Below are 14774 nucleotides of genomic sequence, written 5' to 3'. Positions count from 1 at the left end.
CTGGCGGTCCAGGGGATGGATCGAGTCGTGCGGCTGGTCACGCGCAAGCCGATGCTTGGCGAACCTGTTGGCGAACCTCGTGGCGAACCACCCTATAACTCATTGATAAATAACGATAATGGTGGGCCCGGAGGGACTCGAACCCCCAACCAAGCGGTTATGAGCCGCCGGCTCTAACCATTGAGCTACAGGCCCCACGCGGGCTGGATTAATGTTTTTCGCATCGCGGCACAAGGCTTTCCCGTCGGGCCTCCACGGATCGCCCAAATCAACCCATAATCGCGCTCTACGCGACCTCTACGACTTTGATCGCGGACCAAGGAGATTTTCATGACCAGACGCCTTTTGCCTCTCGCGCTCGCCGCTGCAATCGCTTTTCCGGCGATGGCTGGAGCCACCGATTTGCCGACGCCGCCCCGCATCATTGTGTCGGGCGAAGGCGAAGCAACCGTAGCCCCCGATCTGGCGATCCTGACGCTCAGCGTCATGCGCGAAGCCAAGACCGCGCGCGCGGCACTCGACGCCAACAACGACGCCATGGCCGCCGTGATCGCCGCCATGAAGTCGGCTGGCATCAAGGACCGCGACCTGCAGACCGCCGGCATCCAGATCAACCCGCGCTACAACTACACCAACAAGCCTGATGGCAGCCAGGAAGCCGAACTCGTCGCCTATCAAGTGACCAACACGCTGTCGGTGCGGGTGCGCGATGTCGACAAGACGGGCGAGATTCTGGACAAGGCGGTATCGCTCGGCGTCAACCAGGGTGGCGGCATAACCTTCACCAACGACAACCCGGCAGCGACCGTCACCGAGGCCCGCAAGAAGGCGGTGGCCAACGCCGTGGCCAAGGCCAAGACGCTCGCCGAGGCCGCCGGCGTCAGCCTCGGACGGGTGCTCGAGATCACCGACCAGAACATCGCGCCGACACCAATGCCGATCAACGCCAAGGCCTTCGATGCCGCGGCGGGCGCGGCTCCGGTGCAGGCCGGCGAGAATTCCTACAACGTCCAGGTCACCGTCACCTTCGAACTGAAGTAAGCGCCTGACGATCCATGGTGGGGCTTGCTCGGCCATGGATCGAGCCTTCAGCCAACGCCCTATATGAAAACCCCGCGGGATTGCTCCCGCGGGGTTTTTTCGAGCCACGCCCTTCCAGCAGGAAAGGGGCTCGGCTACTCCCAGCTGATCTTCCCTGAAGATCATGCTGCCCGGCTAACCCTCGAAGAGGGTCATGCCGCCAGTCTGATCTTTGAAGGAGATCATGCCCTTGTATTCAAGCCGGACCCGGCTTCAGCGATAGATAACTGGGCAGCCGCGGTCGTTGGCGAACACGACGACGACGCGGTCGCCGTACTGTCGGCCCATCACCTTCACCGTACGACGGCTGACGTCGAGGATGCGGACGCGGTGGAGACCCATGCGTTCGGCCTTGTCGAGCGCGCGGTCCGGCGAACAGCCACGACGCCATTCGCCGCGGCGTTCATCACCCCAGCCGCGACGTTCATCACGGCGGTGGCGATAGCCGTCGTCGCCGGCATAGACGCCGAAGCGCGTGTCGTTGTTGTTGCCGAAGCCGAGATAGAGGCTGTCGGCGTGGGCCGGAATGGCGGCCAACGTGCCGAGACCGACCAGAGCCGAGAGGGCTGCCGTCTTGATCGTGTTGAACATTGTCTTCTCTCCTTGTTGCGGGCTTTCGCCCGTCCTCGTGAACCGATGGGGGGAGAATGCACTTGGCTGTCTGAACTCATTGCGAACCGGCCGTTCATCTCCGGTTCATGTGGCGGAAAAGGATCTCGCCGGCCATCTACCATCGTCCACGGCAGGGGTGAATGCCCCAAAACGCCTCACTCAGTACCCGGGTCCCAATCCTGCTGATTGGCTGAAGACCAGCTCGTTCGTTCCAACGCGGAGCCCTACGGCTCGTCGTCTCCAATGCGAGCTCTATGGCTCGTCGTCCCGGCGCGAGCCCTACGGCTCGTCGTCCAGCAGGTAATCAAAATAGTCTTCCGGCTCGGCGAGATCGGTCTCGCTCGCCTTGACCCGCCCACGCATCGACATACCGGCTTCATGCACGGTCTCGGCGCTGCCCGACACCAGCCGGTGCCACCAGTAGAGGTCATGGCCCTCGGCTACCAGCCGGTAGGCGCAGGTGCTGGGCAGCCAGCTGATGGTGCGAACGTTCTGCGGCGTCAGCCCCACGCAGTCGGGAACGCGCGCCAGCCGGTTGGCGTAGTCCGAACAGCGGCAGCTCTGCGCGTCGAACAGCCGGCACCCGACACTGGTCCAGTAGATCTCGCCGGTGTCCTCGTCCTCGAGCTTTGACAGGCAGCATTTGCCGCAGCCGTCGCACAGCGACTCCCATTCGGCCGGGCTCATCGCCTCCAGCGCCTTGGTTTTCCAGAATGGCGTTTCCATTCCCGGCATGTGGCCCCAGCCGCCGGCAAGGTCAAGCGCGGCAACGGCCGGAATGCGGCGATCGCCAGGTGAATGACACGAAGTTGCCTTCAAAAGGCCGGCCAATCGCCCCGTACGGCGTCTATCGCGGCCAAACTGGAACCAATCGGCGCACGATCGGTTTCGGCAAGGATGGGACCCCATAAGGAGAGTTTTCGATGAAACGCCAACCACGGATTCTGGCAGGCACCGCACTTGGCCTGCTGATGGCATCCGCGCCGTTGGGCGCGTTCCCGCTTCAGGGAAGTGCCGCCTTCGGCCCCGCCCAGCACACGTCAGCCGCGTTCATTTTGGCGCAGGCAGCGTGCGCCGAGGGCGAATCGGCCGAAGCCTGTGCGCAGAAGCAGCCGAAACAAAGGGAGCGGAAGAAGGCAGAGCCAGAGCAACAGGCGGCGCCCGCCGCCCAGAGCGAGCAGGAGCAGCCGCGCAAGAAGCGCGAGAAGCAACAGCAGACGGAGTCCGCCCCTGCCGAGCAGCCCGCTCCGGCTGTCGAAGAGCAGCAACCTCGGAGGAAGAAGCGCGATCAGCAGCAGCAGCAGACTGAGCAGGCGCCGGCCGAGCAAGCCGCTCCAGCCGCCGAAGCGCAGCAGCCGCGCAAGAAGAAGCGCGATCAGCAGCAGACCGAGCAGGCGCCGGCCGAAGCGGCACCCGCAGAGCAGGCCGCTCCAGCCGCCGAAGCGCAGCAGCCGCGCAAGAAAAAGCGCGAGCAGCAGCAGACTGAGCAGGCGCCAGCCGAAGCGGCTCCTGCCGGCCAGGCCGAACCCGCCAACGACAACCAGCAGGGCGAGCAAGCCAAACCGCGCAAGAAGCACAAGCAGGATCAGCAGGCCGAGCCGACCACGATAGCGCCGGCCGTCGAGCCCGCGCAGAAGCCTGAGAAGCAGAAGAAGCCTGTCGAAACGGCCAAACCGGCCGTCGTGCCGGAAGCCGCCCCGGCACCGACCGAGAAGCAGGCTCCGGCCGAAATGGCGAAGCCCAAGGTCGAACCGGCTCCTGCCGGCGAACAGCCAGCGGCCCAGGGCGAGCAGCCACAGGACAAGACCAAGAAGCACGGTAAGAAACCGGTTGGTGAGCAGCCTGTCACCGGCGAGCAGCCTGCCACGGGCGAACAACCGGCCAATGGCGAAAAGCCTGCCATAGCCGAGCAACCGGCCAATGGCGGCAAGGCGGCGCCTGTCCAGGGCGAGGCACCTGCCGATCCGAACGCCGCTCCCATACTGGACAGCCAGAAGGATGCCGAGCGCAAGGGTGGCAAGGACCAGGGCCGCAGGAAGCCCGCCAACCAGAACGGCCAGCAGAATGGCGAGCAGCAGAATGGTGGGCAGAATGCCCAGCAAGGTGGCGATCAGGGCCGCAAGCCCGTGGTCGCGCCTGTCGATCAGGGTCCACCGCCCACCGACGACAAGGCCGCCCAGCAGGAGATCAAGCCCGAAAAAATGGTCCCTGTGACGGAGGAAAAAGGCAAGCGCGTCGATCGTGCACCTGACGAGAACATCCGCGACCGCCGCCGTCCCAAGGGCGTCGACGTGCTCAAGGAAATCGGCGACCGCGTCATCATCCAGCTCAACAACCAGACGATCGTCCAGAGCAATGACGGTCCGCGCATGAACCGTGGCGCCAAGGACGTCTACTACGAGGATCTGCCGCAAGGCCGCACACGCGAGACGGTCGAGCGCGGCAATGGCGTCCAGATCGTCACCATCCGCAACCGCTACGGCGATGTCATCCAGCGTTCGCGCATCACCCCCGACGGGCGCGAATACGTGCTGAGCTATGTCGACGAGCAGGACTATCAGGATGAGGGCGACTGGCGCGATCCCGGCGACGACCTGCCGCCGATGCGACTGACCATCCCGCGCCGGCAGTACATCCTCGATTCCGAGGACGTCGAGAGCCCGGACGACTACTACACCTTCCTCGAACAGCCGCCGGTGGAGAAGGTCCAGCGCCTCTATTCGATCGACGAGGTCAAGCGTTCGGCCCGCGTGCGCGACATTGCACGCCGTGTCGACCTCGACACGCTGAACTTCGAATTCGGTTCGGCCTCGATCTCCGACACCGAGGTGCAGAAGCTCGAGGGTGTCGCCAGCGCGATGGACAAGCTGCTGAAGAAGAACCCGGCCGAAACCTTCCTGATCGAAGGCCACACAGATGCCGTCGGCACGCCAGAGGCCAACCTCGCTTTGTCCGATCGTCGCGCCGAAGCGGTGGCGGAGGCCCTCACCAATGCCTTCGGCATTCCGCCGGAGAACCTGACGACGCAGGGCTATGGCGAGGAGTATCTGAAGGTCAACACGGCCGCGCCCAACCGCGAGAACCGACGCGTCGCCATTCGCCGCATCACCTCGCTGGTGGCGCCCGTCGCCAGCAACAATTAGGACATGATTTCAAAACCATGACCTGGTTTGCGGACTCTGCACGAGAAGCAGTCATCCCCGGTCCTGCCGGGGATGGTTCGACATGTCAGGTTCAACAAGAATTGTACCGGCATTAGCGCCGGCTCATTGAATCGTGGGTTCACCCACCCCAGATTCTGGACAGGGCGTTCCCTGCCCCGTCCCGACTCCAGCGGGACGTATTGAACCCCGCCGGTCCCTCGCCGGCGGGGTTTTTTTGTCTTGCAAACAGGGGCGACCTGACCGAAATACGGCCTATCGCCCGCGGCCCACTATTCCAAGAGAACCAATCGGAACCACTCTATGAAGCGTCTCGAACTGGCCATCGAATCGATCATCCTTGCCTCGCGCTGGCTGCTGGTCGTTTTCTATCTTGGGCTGGGCGTGGCGCTGGCAATCTATGCGCTGTCCTTCGGCAAGAAGCTCTACGAGTTCGTCACCGTGGCGTTGACGCTTGGCGACACCGACACGATCCTGAAGATGCTGGGGCTGATCGATGCCGCACTGGTCGCCTCGCTGGTCGTGATGGTCATCATCTCGGGCTACGAGAACTTCGTCAGCCGCTTCGACGATGAAGACGGTGGCGTGCATTGGCTGGGCACGATCGATGTCGGTTCGCTGAAGGTCAAGGTTGCCTCGACCATCGTTGCCATCTCTTCCATCCACCTCTTGCAGGTGTTCCTCAACTCGTCTTCCTATTCGACCGACCAGTTGATGTGGCTGACCATCATCCACCTCGCCTTCGTCGTCTCGGCCTTCATGCTCGCCTATATCGACCGGCTGATGGGCCTGAGCAAAGGCAAGAAGGACGAGGCGTGACGGCCACGCCCCTGTGCTTGTTGGCGTTGGGGAAAATTGATACCATCTATTGGTATTGGAGATTCATCATGCCCAAGAACACCTCCGTCACCCTAGGTGATCAGTACGATGCCTTTATCCAGCGGCAGATAGCGAACGGCCGTTTTGGGTCGGCAAGCGAAGCCGTTCGGGCCGGCCTTCGTCTTTTGGAAGAACAGGAACTCAAGCTTGAGCAACTCCGGTCTGCCATCGATGAGGGAGATATGTCAGGCGATCCAGAGCCATTCGACTTCGATGCCTTTCTGGAGTATGCCGTAGGCTCTCACGTGCTATTTCTGCGAATGGCCAATCGATCCATCTGTTGTACGCGTTTTGCATCAGCGAATGGACTACCCTAGGCATCTTTAAAACGTATTCCTGATCTTGGTATCAGAATTCGCAAACACCTCATCCGGGACGAAGAAGTCGCCAGCCAGCGGCCCGGTCGCGCCTGGCGCATAGATGGACAAATCGCTGACGCCCTCGGCGCGCAGCACCTCCTCGTCGATATAGAAATTGCCGGTTGCCTCGCCCGATGGCCGCATGAAGATCGCATGCGCGGCATCGGCCATGATGTCGGGCGAACGGCTCATCGCCGCCACAGTTGCGCCGCCGAGCAGATTGCGCACCGCCGCCGTGTCGATGGTCGAGAGCGGCCACAGCGAATTGACCGCGATGCCGTCCCTGGCGAACTCGGCGCTCATACCCAACGTGCACATCGACATGCCGAACTTTGCCATCGTGTAGGCGACGTGGTTCTTGAACCATTTGGCCTTCATGTCGAGCGGCGGCGCCAGATTCAAAATGTGAGGATTATTAGCCAACTTCAGGTGCGGAATGCACATTTTGGAGACGAGGAAGGTGCCGCGCGTGTTGATCTGGTGCATCAGATCGTAGCGCTTCATGTCGGTTTCCAGCGTGCCGGTGAGTTGGATGGCGCTGGCATTGTTGACGCAGATGTCGATGCCGCCGAACTTTTCGACGGTCCTTGAAACCGCCTCGGCAACCTGTGCTTCCTCGCGGATGTCGCACAGCACAGGTAGCGCCTTGCCGCCGGCCTGCTCGATCTCTTCAGCCGCGGTGTAGATCGTACCCGGCAGCTTCGGATGCGGCTCGGCGGTCTTGGCGGCGATCGTCACATTGGCGCCGTCACGCGCGGCGCGCAGCGCGATCGCCAGCCCGATACCGCGCGACCCGCCGGAAATGAACAGCGTCTTTCCCTTGAGCGACATTTCCTTGCGCCTCCCTTGCAACACAGCAGGCGCGAACCTTTGCGCGGCAGGCGACCACAGCGCAAGGTCCGACGCGCTGGACGCCGAGTTACGCTGCGTAGGGTTTGTGACTAAACCAGCACCAGCCCCTGGCGCATCGCGATGGCGATCGCGTCTGTGCGGTTGGCGGCACCCAGCTTGATCAGGATCGCGGCAACATGGAACTTCGCCGTGTGCACGGAAATGTTCAGCCGCCGCGCGATCACCTTGTTGGGTGCGCCCTCGGCCAGCAGCGCCAGCACTTCCGCCTCGCGCGGCGACAGCGAAGGCCGGGCGGCGTGCTCGTCGGAGGCTTCTTCGTCAAACGGCTCGCCATCGCCGGCCTCGCGATCGCTGGCATGGAAATCCTCATGGCGCCCGCGTCCGCCATCGCTCGTTACGCGATAGCCGGCCGCCGCCAGCCGTGCTGCCGCTGCAATCAACAAATCGTCCGTGCCCGCAGGCATCACGGCCAACACCTCGCCGGCAGGCCGCTCGGCGCTGCCCGACAGCAGCACCCGTGGCGTGGAGGCCGGCACGGCATCACCGCTGCTGTCGTCAACGATGGCGACATCGGCGGTACCGCCGCCGGCCGCGACCGGCAGCAGGTCTTCGCTCGCGGCAAACGACGCAGCCAGGCGCTCGGCGCGAGCCGCGTCGCCAAGCGCAATCAGCACCACCAGCCGCCGTGAGGCGGCACCGTCATGCATGATCCGGTCGCTGGTGAGCGTGTCCATCACTCCTCTCAGGAAAGCGGCTTTTCGCCGATCGTCAGCGCGACATCGCGCTGTTCGCCGCCGCGCACGACACCGAGTGTCACGGCAACGCCGGCGCTGTCAGGCCCGAGCCTGCGGATCAGGTCGCGCGGGCCATGCACGGCCTCGCCATTCCATGCCACGATGATGTCGCCGAGCGAAAGACCGGCGGCCTTGGCCGGGCCCTCGTCGTCGAGGCTCATCACCATCGCGCCATGCGCGTCGCGGTCGCGCACCGGGTGCAGCCCGGCGCCGAGATAGCCGCGCGCGACGTGACCCTTTTCGCGCAAGGTCGCAACCGCCCGCTCGATCGTCTCGTAAGGCATCACCAGTGCCCGGTGGCGCGGCCCGAACAACAGCATGCCGATCAGCGCGCCCTTGGCGTCGAGCACAGGACCGCCCTCGAAACGTCCGCCGGCGCCGATAGCAAGATTGATGCGCCGGTCGATGGTGCCGCCGCGCATCGAGCGCCAGGCCGGGCCGACCTCGCCGACAGAGCCCGACACGGCCAGTGCCGAACCCTGGCTGTTGCCGATGGCGATGGCGATGTTGCCGGGCCGTACCGCATCGGCCTTGGTAAGTGCAGGCGCTGTGCCCGCATCGGCCGGCTTCAGCAGGGCGACGCCGGTCGATGGATCGCGGCCGATGAGTTCGGCCTTCACCGTCTTGCCAGAGGCCAGCGTCAGCTCGATCTCCTCGCCAGCCTCGACGGCTTCCTCGGCGGTGACGAAATAGCCGTCGCTCCAATGGAAGGCGCTTGCCGTGCGATGATGATGCGTGGCGAAACTTGCAATTGCCGGCGCCGCCTTGGCGGCGAGATCGGCGATGGCCTGGGAAAACGCGCTCAGATTGAAATCGCTCATGTTGGTCTCCTGGGTTTCTTCATGCCCCAGATATCGCTCGGCAGCGCGCTTGGAGGTACTCGCCTGACGGCTAGTTGGCGGTTTGACTGGCCATCTGGTCAGGTCGCGACGGTTCCAGCCGCTTCGCACATATAGTGCGTGTTGCGCAAAAGTGCTCAGCGGTTTTGGGATAACGACACGCACAGGAAAAAGCCTGAAAACACGGAGCCCGCCAATGGCCCTCGCCGCCGCCAAACTCCAAACCGACGACACGCTGCTCGACGCCTATTCAACGACGGTTGCCGACGCCGTCGACCGCATCGGCCCCGCCGTCTGCCGCATCGAGCGTGTTGGCGGTCAGGGCGGCCATGGCTCCGGCTTCGTCATCGCGCCGGACGGACTGGTAGTCACCAATTTCCATGTCGTCGGCGACGCCAAGACGGTGCGTGTCTCGATGCCGGACGGCGCCTCCAGCGAGGGGCGCGTGCTTGGCCGCGATCCCGACACCGACATTGCGCTGGTGCGTGCCGACGGCAGCTTTGCCGATGTCGCCCCCCTTGGCGATTCCAAGCGGCTGCGGCGCGGCCAGATCGCCATTGCCATCGGCAATCCGCTCGGCTTCGAATGGACCGTCACCTCAGGCGTCGTCTCGGCGCTCGGCCGCTCGATGCGCGCCTCCACCGGGCGGCTGATCGACGATGTCATCCAGACCGACGCAGCGCTCAACCCCGGCAATTCCGGCGGGCCGCTGGTGTCTTCGGCTGGCGAGGTTATCGGCGTCAACACCGCCATGATCCATGGCGCGCAAGGCATTGCTTTCGCCGTCGCCTCGAACACCGCCAATTTCGTCATCTCTGAGATCATCCGCTTCGGCCGCGTGCGCCGCGCCTTCATCGGCGTCTCAGCCGACACGACGAACCTGCCGCGCCGCGCAGCCCTTTTGTCGCAAGTCTCGACCAGCACGGCGGTGCGGCTGCGCAGGGTCGAGAAGAATGGCCCGGCGGCGAAGGCCGGCCTGAAGGAAGGCGATATCATCGCCGCCATCGACGGCCGCCCGGTCACCGGCGTCGACGATTTGGTGCGCCTGCTCGATGCCGAGCGCATCGGCCGCGAGACGTTGTGCACCGTCGTGCGCCGCACCGGCGTCAGCCAGGTAAGTGTGACGCCGGTGGCGCGCAGCTGAGGTCTCGCTGCTCGAGCATCCGCCCAAGCAGCGACACCAGTAGCGCCGCCAGTTCGCCGGTCGGGTCGAGGTCGGGATCGAAGATCGTCATGTCCATGCCGATGCAGGCAGGACCGGCAACCAATGCGGACAGGATAGCGACGAGATCGTCGGGATCGATGCCGGGACTGCCGGGCGAATCCACCGCCGGCATCACCGTCTGGTCGAGCACGTCAATGTCGAGATGCAGCCAGTAGGGAGACCGCGCCAGCGTTGCCCGGGTCTTTTCCAGCACCCTCGCCACGCCAAGCTCGCGCGCGGCAAAGACGTCGATCAGCGTCATGGCGGTGGAGTTGATGTCCGCCCAGGCGAAGTCGGCATCACGGCTCTCCCGTTCGCCGATCTGGATCACCCGTTCGTCGGCCACCAACGGCCCGGCAATGCCTGGCCACTCGGTCAGGAGCGGTTCGCCGCGCCCGGTGGCGAGCGCGAGATCCATGCCGGCGGCCGAGCCGAGCGTGGCATCGGCATCGTAGTTGCCGGGATGACGGAAATCGCTGTGACCGTCGACATGCACCAGGGCCAGTGGACCGGACCGCCGTGCGGCCGCCAGCCCGCCAAGCAGGATCGAACAATCGCCGCCGACGATCAGTGGAAATTCGCCCTGCCCGATCGCGGCGGCGACAAACTCGGCAAGCTCCAGATTAAACCGGCGGATCGCAGGGCCATTGCGCAGTCGGGTGCCAGGCTGCGGTTCGGTGCCGTAGGCGGGCCGTTCGAGATCGACCACCTTGGCGGGAGCAACCACCTTGACCAGGCCGGCCTCGCTCAGCGCCTGCGGCGCCCGCCATGTCCCCGGCACATGGCCGGGCCGCAGCGGGCGAAGACCAAGGTTGGACGGGGCGCGGATAAGGCAGATTTCACGCATGGAAGAGCCTGGGGTTGCCAAGCCCACCATAGGCCGCGAATGCCCGCCAGGTCACGCCGCCGGAGCCGCCGTCCATCTCTGCCGACAGTTCCTGCCAGCGACCCCATTCAGGCACCCTCGGTAAACTGCACCTGAAACTCCGGGCTCGGCGGGATCGGCTTGATCACGTCGATCAACACGCCATTGGGGTCCTTGGTGATGAAATGCCGCTGGCCAAAGGGCTCGTCGCGCAGGCTGCACAAGATTGGCAGCCCGGCGGCGGTGATGCGTTCGTAGACAGCATCTGGGTTCCTGACCTCGAAATTGATCAGCAGGCCGGACGTGCGACCCCGCCCCTCTTCCGGGATCGTTTCATGATCGCCATGGACGATACCGAGATTGACGCGGCGATCCTCGGCAGATTGCAAATGCACGTACCAGTCGCTCTCGAACAGCGGCTTGAAGCCGAAATGCGCGATATAGAAGGCCTTTGTGCCGGCAACATCGCCTGTCATCAGCACCGGGTAGTAGCTCGTGGTCTTCATCTTTCCTTCTCCCGTCAAACAACATACAGTCTGCATGTAAATCGAATTAACATACAGGCTGCATGTATGCAACAGGAATCAGCGCGCCGTTCCAACCGTGACCGTACCCAGGCGACGCGCGCCGACTTGATCGCCGCGGCGCGCAAGTTGTTCACCGAAAAATCCTATGCCGAGACCGGCACGCCCGAGATCGTAGCCGCCGCAGGCGTCACGCGCGGCGCGCTCTATCACCATTTTGCCGACAAGCAGGCGCTGTTCGCCGCCGTGGTTGAGCAGGAAGCGGCAGTTGTGGCTGACGAAATCGAGCGCGCCTCGCCGCCGTCGTTGTTTGCCCGCGACGCCCTGATCGCCGGTTCGGACGCCTATCTCGTCGCCATGCGCGCGCCCGGCCGCACGCGGCTGTTGCTGCTTGACGGGCCGGCCGTGCTTGGCCGCGCCGCCATGGACGCGATCGACAATCGGCATGGCAACCGCTCGCTGCGCGAGGGGCTTGTCGCGGCGATGCGGGCGCAGACGATGACGAAATTGCCGGTCGAGGCGCTGACCGCGCTGCTGGCTTCCGCCTTCGACCGTGCGGCCCTGGCCATCGAGGCCGGTGAGTCGGCCGAAGACTACCGCACCGTGCTCATGGCGCTGATTGATGGGCTCTCTCCAGGTCCTCGTCGTCAGGTACCTGGCCCGGCTCGAACTCGTTGAAGCAGCCGAGCTGGCGCTTGAACTGCTCGATCAGCCAGGCCGCCGCCGGCTTCGGGCTGCTGTCGTTGCGATGCATGGCAAACAGTGGCGAGTTCGCCTCCCTGAAAGCCTCGAGGTCAAGTTCCACCAGCCGGCCGCTGGCCAGGTCGTCGGCGATCAGCCAGCGCGGCAGCCCGCCCCAGCCCAGCCCCTCGCGCATCAGCGTATGCTTGGTGCGCATGTCCGTCAGCCGCCAGGTGCGGTAGGCGAAAACACCGAAGTCGCGCCCCTTGGTGCGTTCGGACTGGTCGGTGACGACAAGCTGGATGTGTTCGCGCGCATCCTCGATCGCCACCGGCTTCGGCAACAGCGCCAGCGGGTGGCTGGGCGCAGCAGCCAGCACCATCGACATGAAGCCGATGCGCACAAGATGCACATCGACCTCGCCCAGCAGGCCGCCAATGCCGAGATCGGCCTGTCCATTGACGACGTGATCCGGGATCAGCCCCAGCGAGCCTATATGCAGGCGCAGCATCACGGTCGGAAACTGGACCTCGAATGCCTTCAGCACCCGAACCAGTACTGGCGATGGCAGCGTCGCATCGACCGACAGCGCGACTTCCGCCTCCAGTCCCTGATGGTAACCGTCGGCTCGCGAGCGGATCCGCTGCAGCACGCCGGCCATGCGTCGCGCATCCTCCAGCATCGCCCGGCCGATCTCGGTCAGTTGCGGCTCGCGCGTGCCCTCGCGCTCGAACAGTTTCAATCCGAGCTGCGCCTCGAGATTGGCGATGCCATAGCTGATGACGGATTGCGCGCGGTTGAGCTTGCGGCCGGCGGCCGAGAAACTGCCGGTCTCGGCGACTGTCAGAAAGACCTGAAGTTGATCGAGAGTCGGGTTGGGCTGCATGATCATATCCACTTCATGGATGGATAGTATAGAAAATATACCAGTTTTTCAAATGGGTCGATGGCCCCATATCCAGCGGGACAAATTAATCCAACCCCCTGGAGAGCCCCAAAATGTCTATCCTTCTCGTTACATCGAGCCCCCGCGGCACTGCCTCGCACTCGACCCGCATTGCTACTGAATTCGCTGAAAAGCTCCTCGCTTCCGATCCGTCGAACACGCTTGTCGTGCGCGACCTCGTCGCCAACCCATTGCCGCATATCGACGCCGACTATTCGACCGGCATCTACACCCCGGCTGAAGCGCGCACGCCGCGCCAGGCTGAAGTCGTCGGCGTCTCCGACGTTGTGCTCGACGAACTGTTCGCCGCCGACACGGTGATCCTCGCCACAGGCTTCATCAACTTCAGCATCTCCTCGACGCTGAAGTCCTGGGTCGATCACATCGCCCGCTCCGGCAAGAGCTTTGCCTATGGCGAGAACGGCCCCAAGGGCCTCGTCACCGGCAAGAAGGTCTATATCGTGCTGGCTTCGGGCGGCATCTATTCCGAAGGCGCGGCCGTCCAGTTCGATCACGCCATTCCCTATCTGCGCGGCGTGCTCGGCTTCCTCGGCATGACCGATGTCGACGTCATCCGCATCGAAGGCGTCGGCATGGGTCCTGACGCGGTGACCGCCGCGCTCGCCAAGGCCACCGCCAAGGTCGATGCCGTGGTGGCGGCCAGCCAGCAGATCTCTGCGGCCGCATAAGCCATCAATCGTCGAATTTGAAAGGCAGGCGCCTGGCGCCTGCCTTTTTTGTGGTCAAGCGTCCTTTGCTTCAGCGACCATATCCGTCGTGTCTTGCGCCATCTCGGGCAAAGGCGGCAAAACCACAGCCGGATGCCGGCCCTCGCGCAGCATCAGCCCGAGACTGTAGTCGACGGCCAGCTTCATCGCACCGAGCGCGGTGCCGCCGTCTCCCAGCGAACTGACGGCGATGCGTGTCGGCCACGCAAGTTCTGCCGCGACGCGCTCGACGTTTTCCGTCATCAGCGGGTTTCTGCCAACGCCGCCGCCAAGCACGATCAGGCCGGGGTCGAGCATACCGATGCAGCCGGCCGCCAGTCTGCCGATATCGGCGGCATGACGCTCGACAGCCGCCAGCGCAGACGCCGAACCCTCCCGGGCGCGCGCGAACAGATCCTTGGCCGAGTCGGGCGGCGCGCCTTCCTGCAAGGGCCAGCCGACACGGCATCGCTCGATCAGCGCCCGCGAGCCGAGATAATGTTCGAGCCCTTCACGATAGGGCGTCTCGCTGACGGACCACGGAAACGGCATGCGGCCGATTTCGCCGGCGGCGCCGCCGGCGCCGCGAAACAACCGTCCCTCGGTGATGAAGCCAAGGCCAACCCGCACGCCAACTTGCAGGAAGGCGAAGGTCTGGTGGCCCTGCGCGGCGCCGTAATGCATTTCGCCAATGGCGGCGCAGTTGACGTTGTTTTCCAGGATGATCGGCACTTCGACATCGCGCCGCAGCAGGCCAAGCACGGCCGACGGTCCGCCCGGCCGGTCGAAGCGGTCGTTGGAAACAATACGCGGCACCGCCACGGCAACGGCGCGCAGCGCACGAAAACTCTTACCCACCTTGCCCATGGTGGCATGAGTAACCGACAGCACGATCGCGCCGACGTCGTCGGGGTGGCTGGATTTGGCCTCCGGTATCGGCTCCTCCGCCGCCGACAACGGCTGCCCGTCCATCGAATAAGCGACAGCGCGCACCTGGGCTGCGCCGACATCGACGCCGATCGCATAGCCCGCGCCCGGACCGATGCCATAGATGGTTGCCGTGCGGCCAATGGCGCCGCGCTCCAGCCCGCGCGAGGCGACAAGCCCCAGTTCGCTCAATTCCGAAACCGCGGCCGACATGGTCGGCTTCGACAGGTCGAGCATCGCTCCGAGCTTCGGCCGCGTCACAGGCCCATGCGCGGCGAGCACACGCAGCACGGCGCGGGCACTGTCGGTCAGATTGGGGATTTCCGCAGCCGCCATCTCTGCCT

At 64.4% G+C, this 14774-nt stretch carries 15 protein-coding genes, 1 tRNA gene and 1 pseudogene; 7 read left to right on the top strand and 10 right to left on the bottom strand.

Annotated elements, in window-relative coordinates; all coding sequences use genetic code 11:
* Window positions 1-119: 119 nt before the first annotated feature.
* Window positions 120-195 (bottom strand) — tRNA-Ile (locus AC1D2G_RS20090).
* 135 nt (window positions 196-330) lie between these two features.
* Here AC1D2G_RS20090 and AC1D2G_RS20085 point away from each other — a divergent pair.
* Window positions 331-1041, top strand: coding sequence for an SIMPL domain-containing protein (locus AC1D2G_RS20085; RefSeq protein WP_477416082.1), 711 nt, complete (start codon window positions 331-333; stop codon window positions 1039-1041).
* A 252-nt stretch (window positions 1042-1293) separates the two neighbouring features.
* On the opposite strand, the gene AC1D2G_RS20080 is transcribed toward AC1D2G_RS20085, so the two are convergent.
* Complete coding sequence (locus AC1D2G_RS20080) at window positions 1294-1671, bottom strand: hypothetical protein (RefSeq protein WP_457154048.1); 378 nt, start codon at window positions 1669-1671, stop codon at window positions 1294-1296.
* A 300-nt stretch (window positions 1672-1971) separates the two neighbouring features.
* A complete protein-coding gene (locus AC1D2G_RS20075; RefSeq protein WP_095091722.1) occupies window positions 1972-2418 on the bottom strand; it encodes a YcgN family cysteine cluster protein in 447 nt (148 codons plus the stop codon).
* A gap of 197 nt (window positions 2419-2615) precedes the next feature.
* Here AC1D2G_RS20075 and AC1D2G_RS20070 point away from each other — a divergent pair, with 197 nt between their 5' ends.
* From AC1D2G_RS20070 to AC1D2G_RS20060, 3 genes and pseudogenes are all read left to right on the top strand, one after another.
* Complete coding sequence (locus AC1D2G_RS20070) at window positions 2616-4835, top strand: OmpA family protein (RefSeq protein WP_477416080.1); 2220 nt, start codon at window positions 2616-2618, stop codon at window positions 4833-4835.
* 321 nt (window positions 4836-5156) lie between these two features.
* A complete protein-coding gene (locus AC1D2G_RS20065; protein ID WP_457152446.1) occupies window positions 5157-5672 on the top strand; it encodes a TIGR00645 family protein in 516 nt (171 codons plus the stop codon).
* A gap of 68 nt (window positions 5673-5740) precedes the next feature.
* Window positions 5741-5953, top strand: a pseudogene (locus tag AC1D2G_RS20060) (type II toxin-antitoxin system ParD family antitoxin); the annotation flags it as partial.
* A 102-nt stretch (window positions 5954-6055) separates the two neighbouring features.
* On the opposite strand, the gene AC1D2G_RS20055 reads toward AC1D2G_RS20060, so the two are convergent.
* From AC1D2G_RS20055 to AC1D2G_RS20045, 3 genes are all read right to left on the bottom strand, one after another.
* Window positions 6056-6922 carry an SDR family oxidoreductase gene (locus AC1D2G_RS20055; RefSeq protein WP_477416078.1) on the bottom strand — a complete coding sequence of 289 codons (867 nt, stop codon included), beginning with the start codon at window positions 6920-6922 and terminating at the stop codon, window positions 6056-6058.
* Window positions 6923-7032: 110 nt separating this feature from the next.
* Window positions 7033-7677, bottom strand: coding sequence for a helix-turn-helix transcriptional regulator (locus AC1D2G_RS20050; RefSeq protein ID WP_477416076.1), 645 nt, complete (start codon window positions 7675-7677; stop codon window positions 7033-7035).
* Window positions 7678-7685: 8 nt separating this feature from the next.
* The gene (locus tag AC1D2G_RS20045) at window positions 7686-8558 is read right to left on the bottom strand and encodes a S1C family serine protease (RefSeq protein ID WP_477228104.1); all 873 of its coding nucleotides are present in this window, start codon (window positions 8556-8558) and stop codon (window positions 7686-7688) included.
* 214 nt (window positions 8559-8772) lie between these two features.
* Here AC1D2G_RS20045 and AC1D2G_RS20040 point away from each other — a divergent pair, with 214 nt between their 5' ends.
* A complete protein-coding gene (locus tag AC1D2G_RS20040; RefSeq protein ID WP_477416074.1) occupies window positions 8773-9720 on the top strand; it encodes a S1C family serine protease in 948 nt (315 codons plus the stop codon).
* On the opposite strand, the gene AC1D2G_RS20035 is transcribed toward AC1D2G_RS20040, so the two are convergent.
* Together AC1D2G_RS20035 and AC1D2G_RS20030 are read right to left on the bottom strand one after the other, a co-directional pair.
* Window positions 9683-10627: an arginase family protein gene (locus tag AC1D2G_RS20035; RefSeq protein WP_477416072.1), complete on the bottom strand. Its 945-nt coding sequence runs from the start codon at window positions 10625-10627 to the stop codon at window positions 9683-9685. The genes AC1D2G_RS20040 and AC1D2G_RS20035 overlap by 38 nt on opposite strands.
* 107 nt (window positions 10628-10734) lie before the next feature.
* On the bottom strand, window positions 10735-11151 hold the full coding sequence (locus AC1D2G_RS20030) for a VOC family protein (RefSeq protein WP_477416070.1): 417 nt from the start codon (window positions 11149-11151) through the stop codon (window positions 10735-10737).
* Window positions 11152-11217: 66 nt separating this feature from the next.
* On the opposite strand from AC1D2G_RS20030, the gene AC1D2G_RS20025 reads away from it, so the two are divergent.
* Entirely contained in the window at window positions 11218-11847 is a 630-nt protein-coding gene (locus AC1D2G_RS20025; protein WP_477416068.1) for a TetR/AcrR family transcriptional regulator, read from the top strand.
* Here AC1D2G_RS20025 and AC1D2G_RS20020 read toward each other — a convergent pair.
* Window positions 11777-12736: a LysR family transcriptional regulator gene (locus AC1D2G_RS20020; protein ID WP_477416066.1), complete on the bottom strand. Its 960-nt coding sequence runs from the start codon at window positions 12734-12736 to the stop codon at window positions 11777-11779. The genes AC1D2G_RS20025 and AC1D2G_RS20020 overlap by 71 nt on opposite strands.
* Window positions 12737-12849: 113 nt before the next feature.
* Here AC1D2G_RS20020 and AC1D2G_RS20015 point away from each other — a divergent pair, with 113 nt between their 5' ends.
* Window positions 12850-13485, top strand: coding sequence for an FMN-dependent NADH-azoreductase (locus AC1D2G_RS20015; protein WP_477416064.1), 636 nt, complete (start codon window positions 12850-12852; stop codon window positions 13483-13485).
* Between the two features lie 54 nt (window positions 13486-13539).
* On the opposite strand, the gene AC1D2G_RS20010 is transcribed toward AC1D2G_RS20015, so the two are convergent.
* On the bottom strand, window positions 13540-14766 hold the full coding sequence (locus AC1D2G_RS20010; RefSeq protein WP_477416062.1) for an ROK family transcriptional regulator: 1227 nt from the start codon (window positions 14764-14766) through the stop codon (window positions 13540-13542).
* Between the last annotated feature and the right edge of the window lie 8 nt (window positions 14767-14774).

The organism is Mesorhizobium sp. P2_C7 (assembly GCF_056404515.1).
The sequence above is the reverse complement of the archived record's forward strand: the minus strand, read 5'-3'. Positions and strand labels throughout refer to the sequence as shown.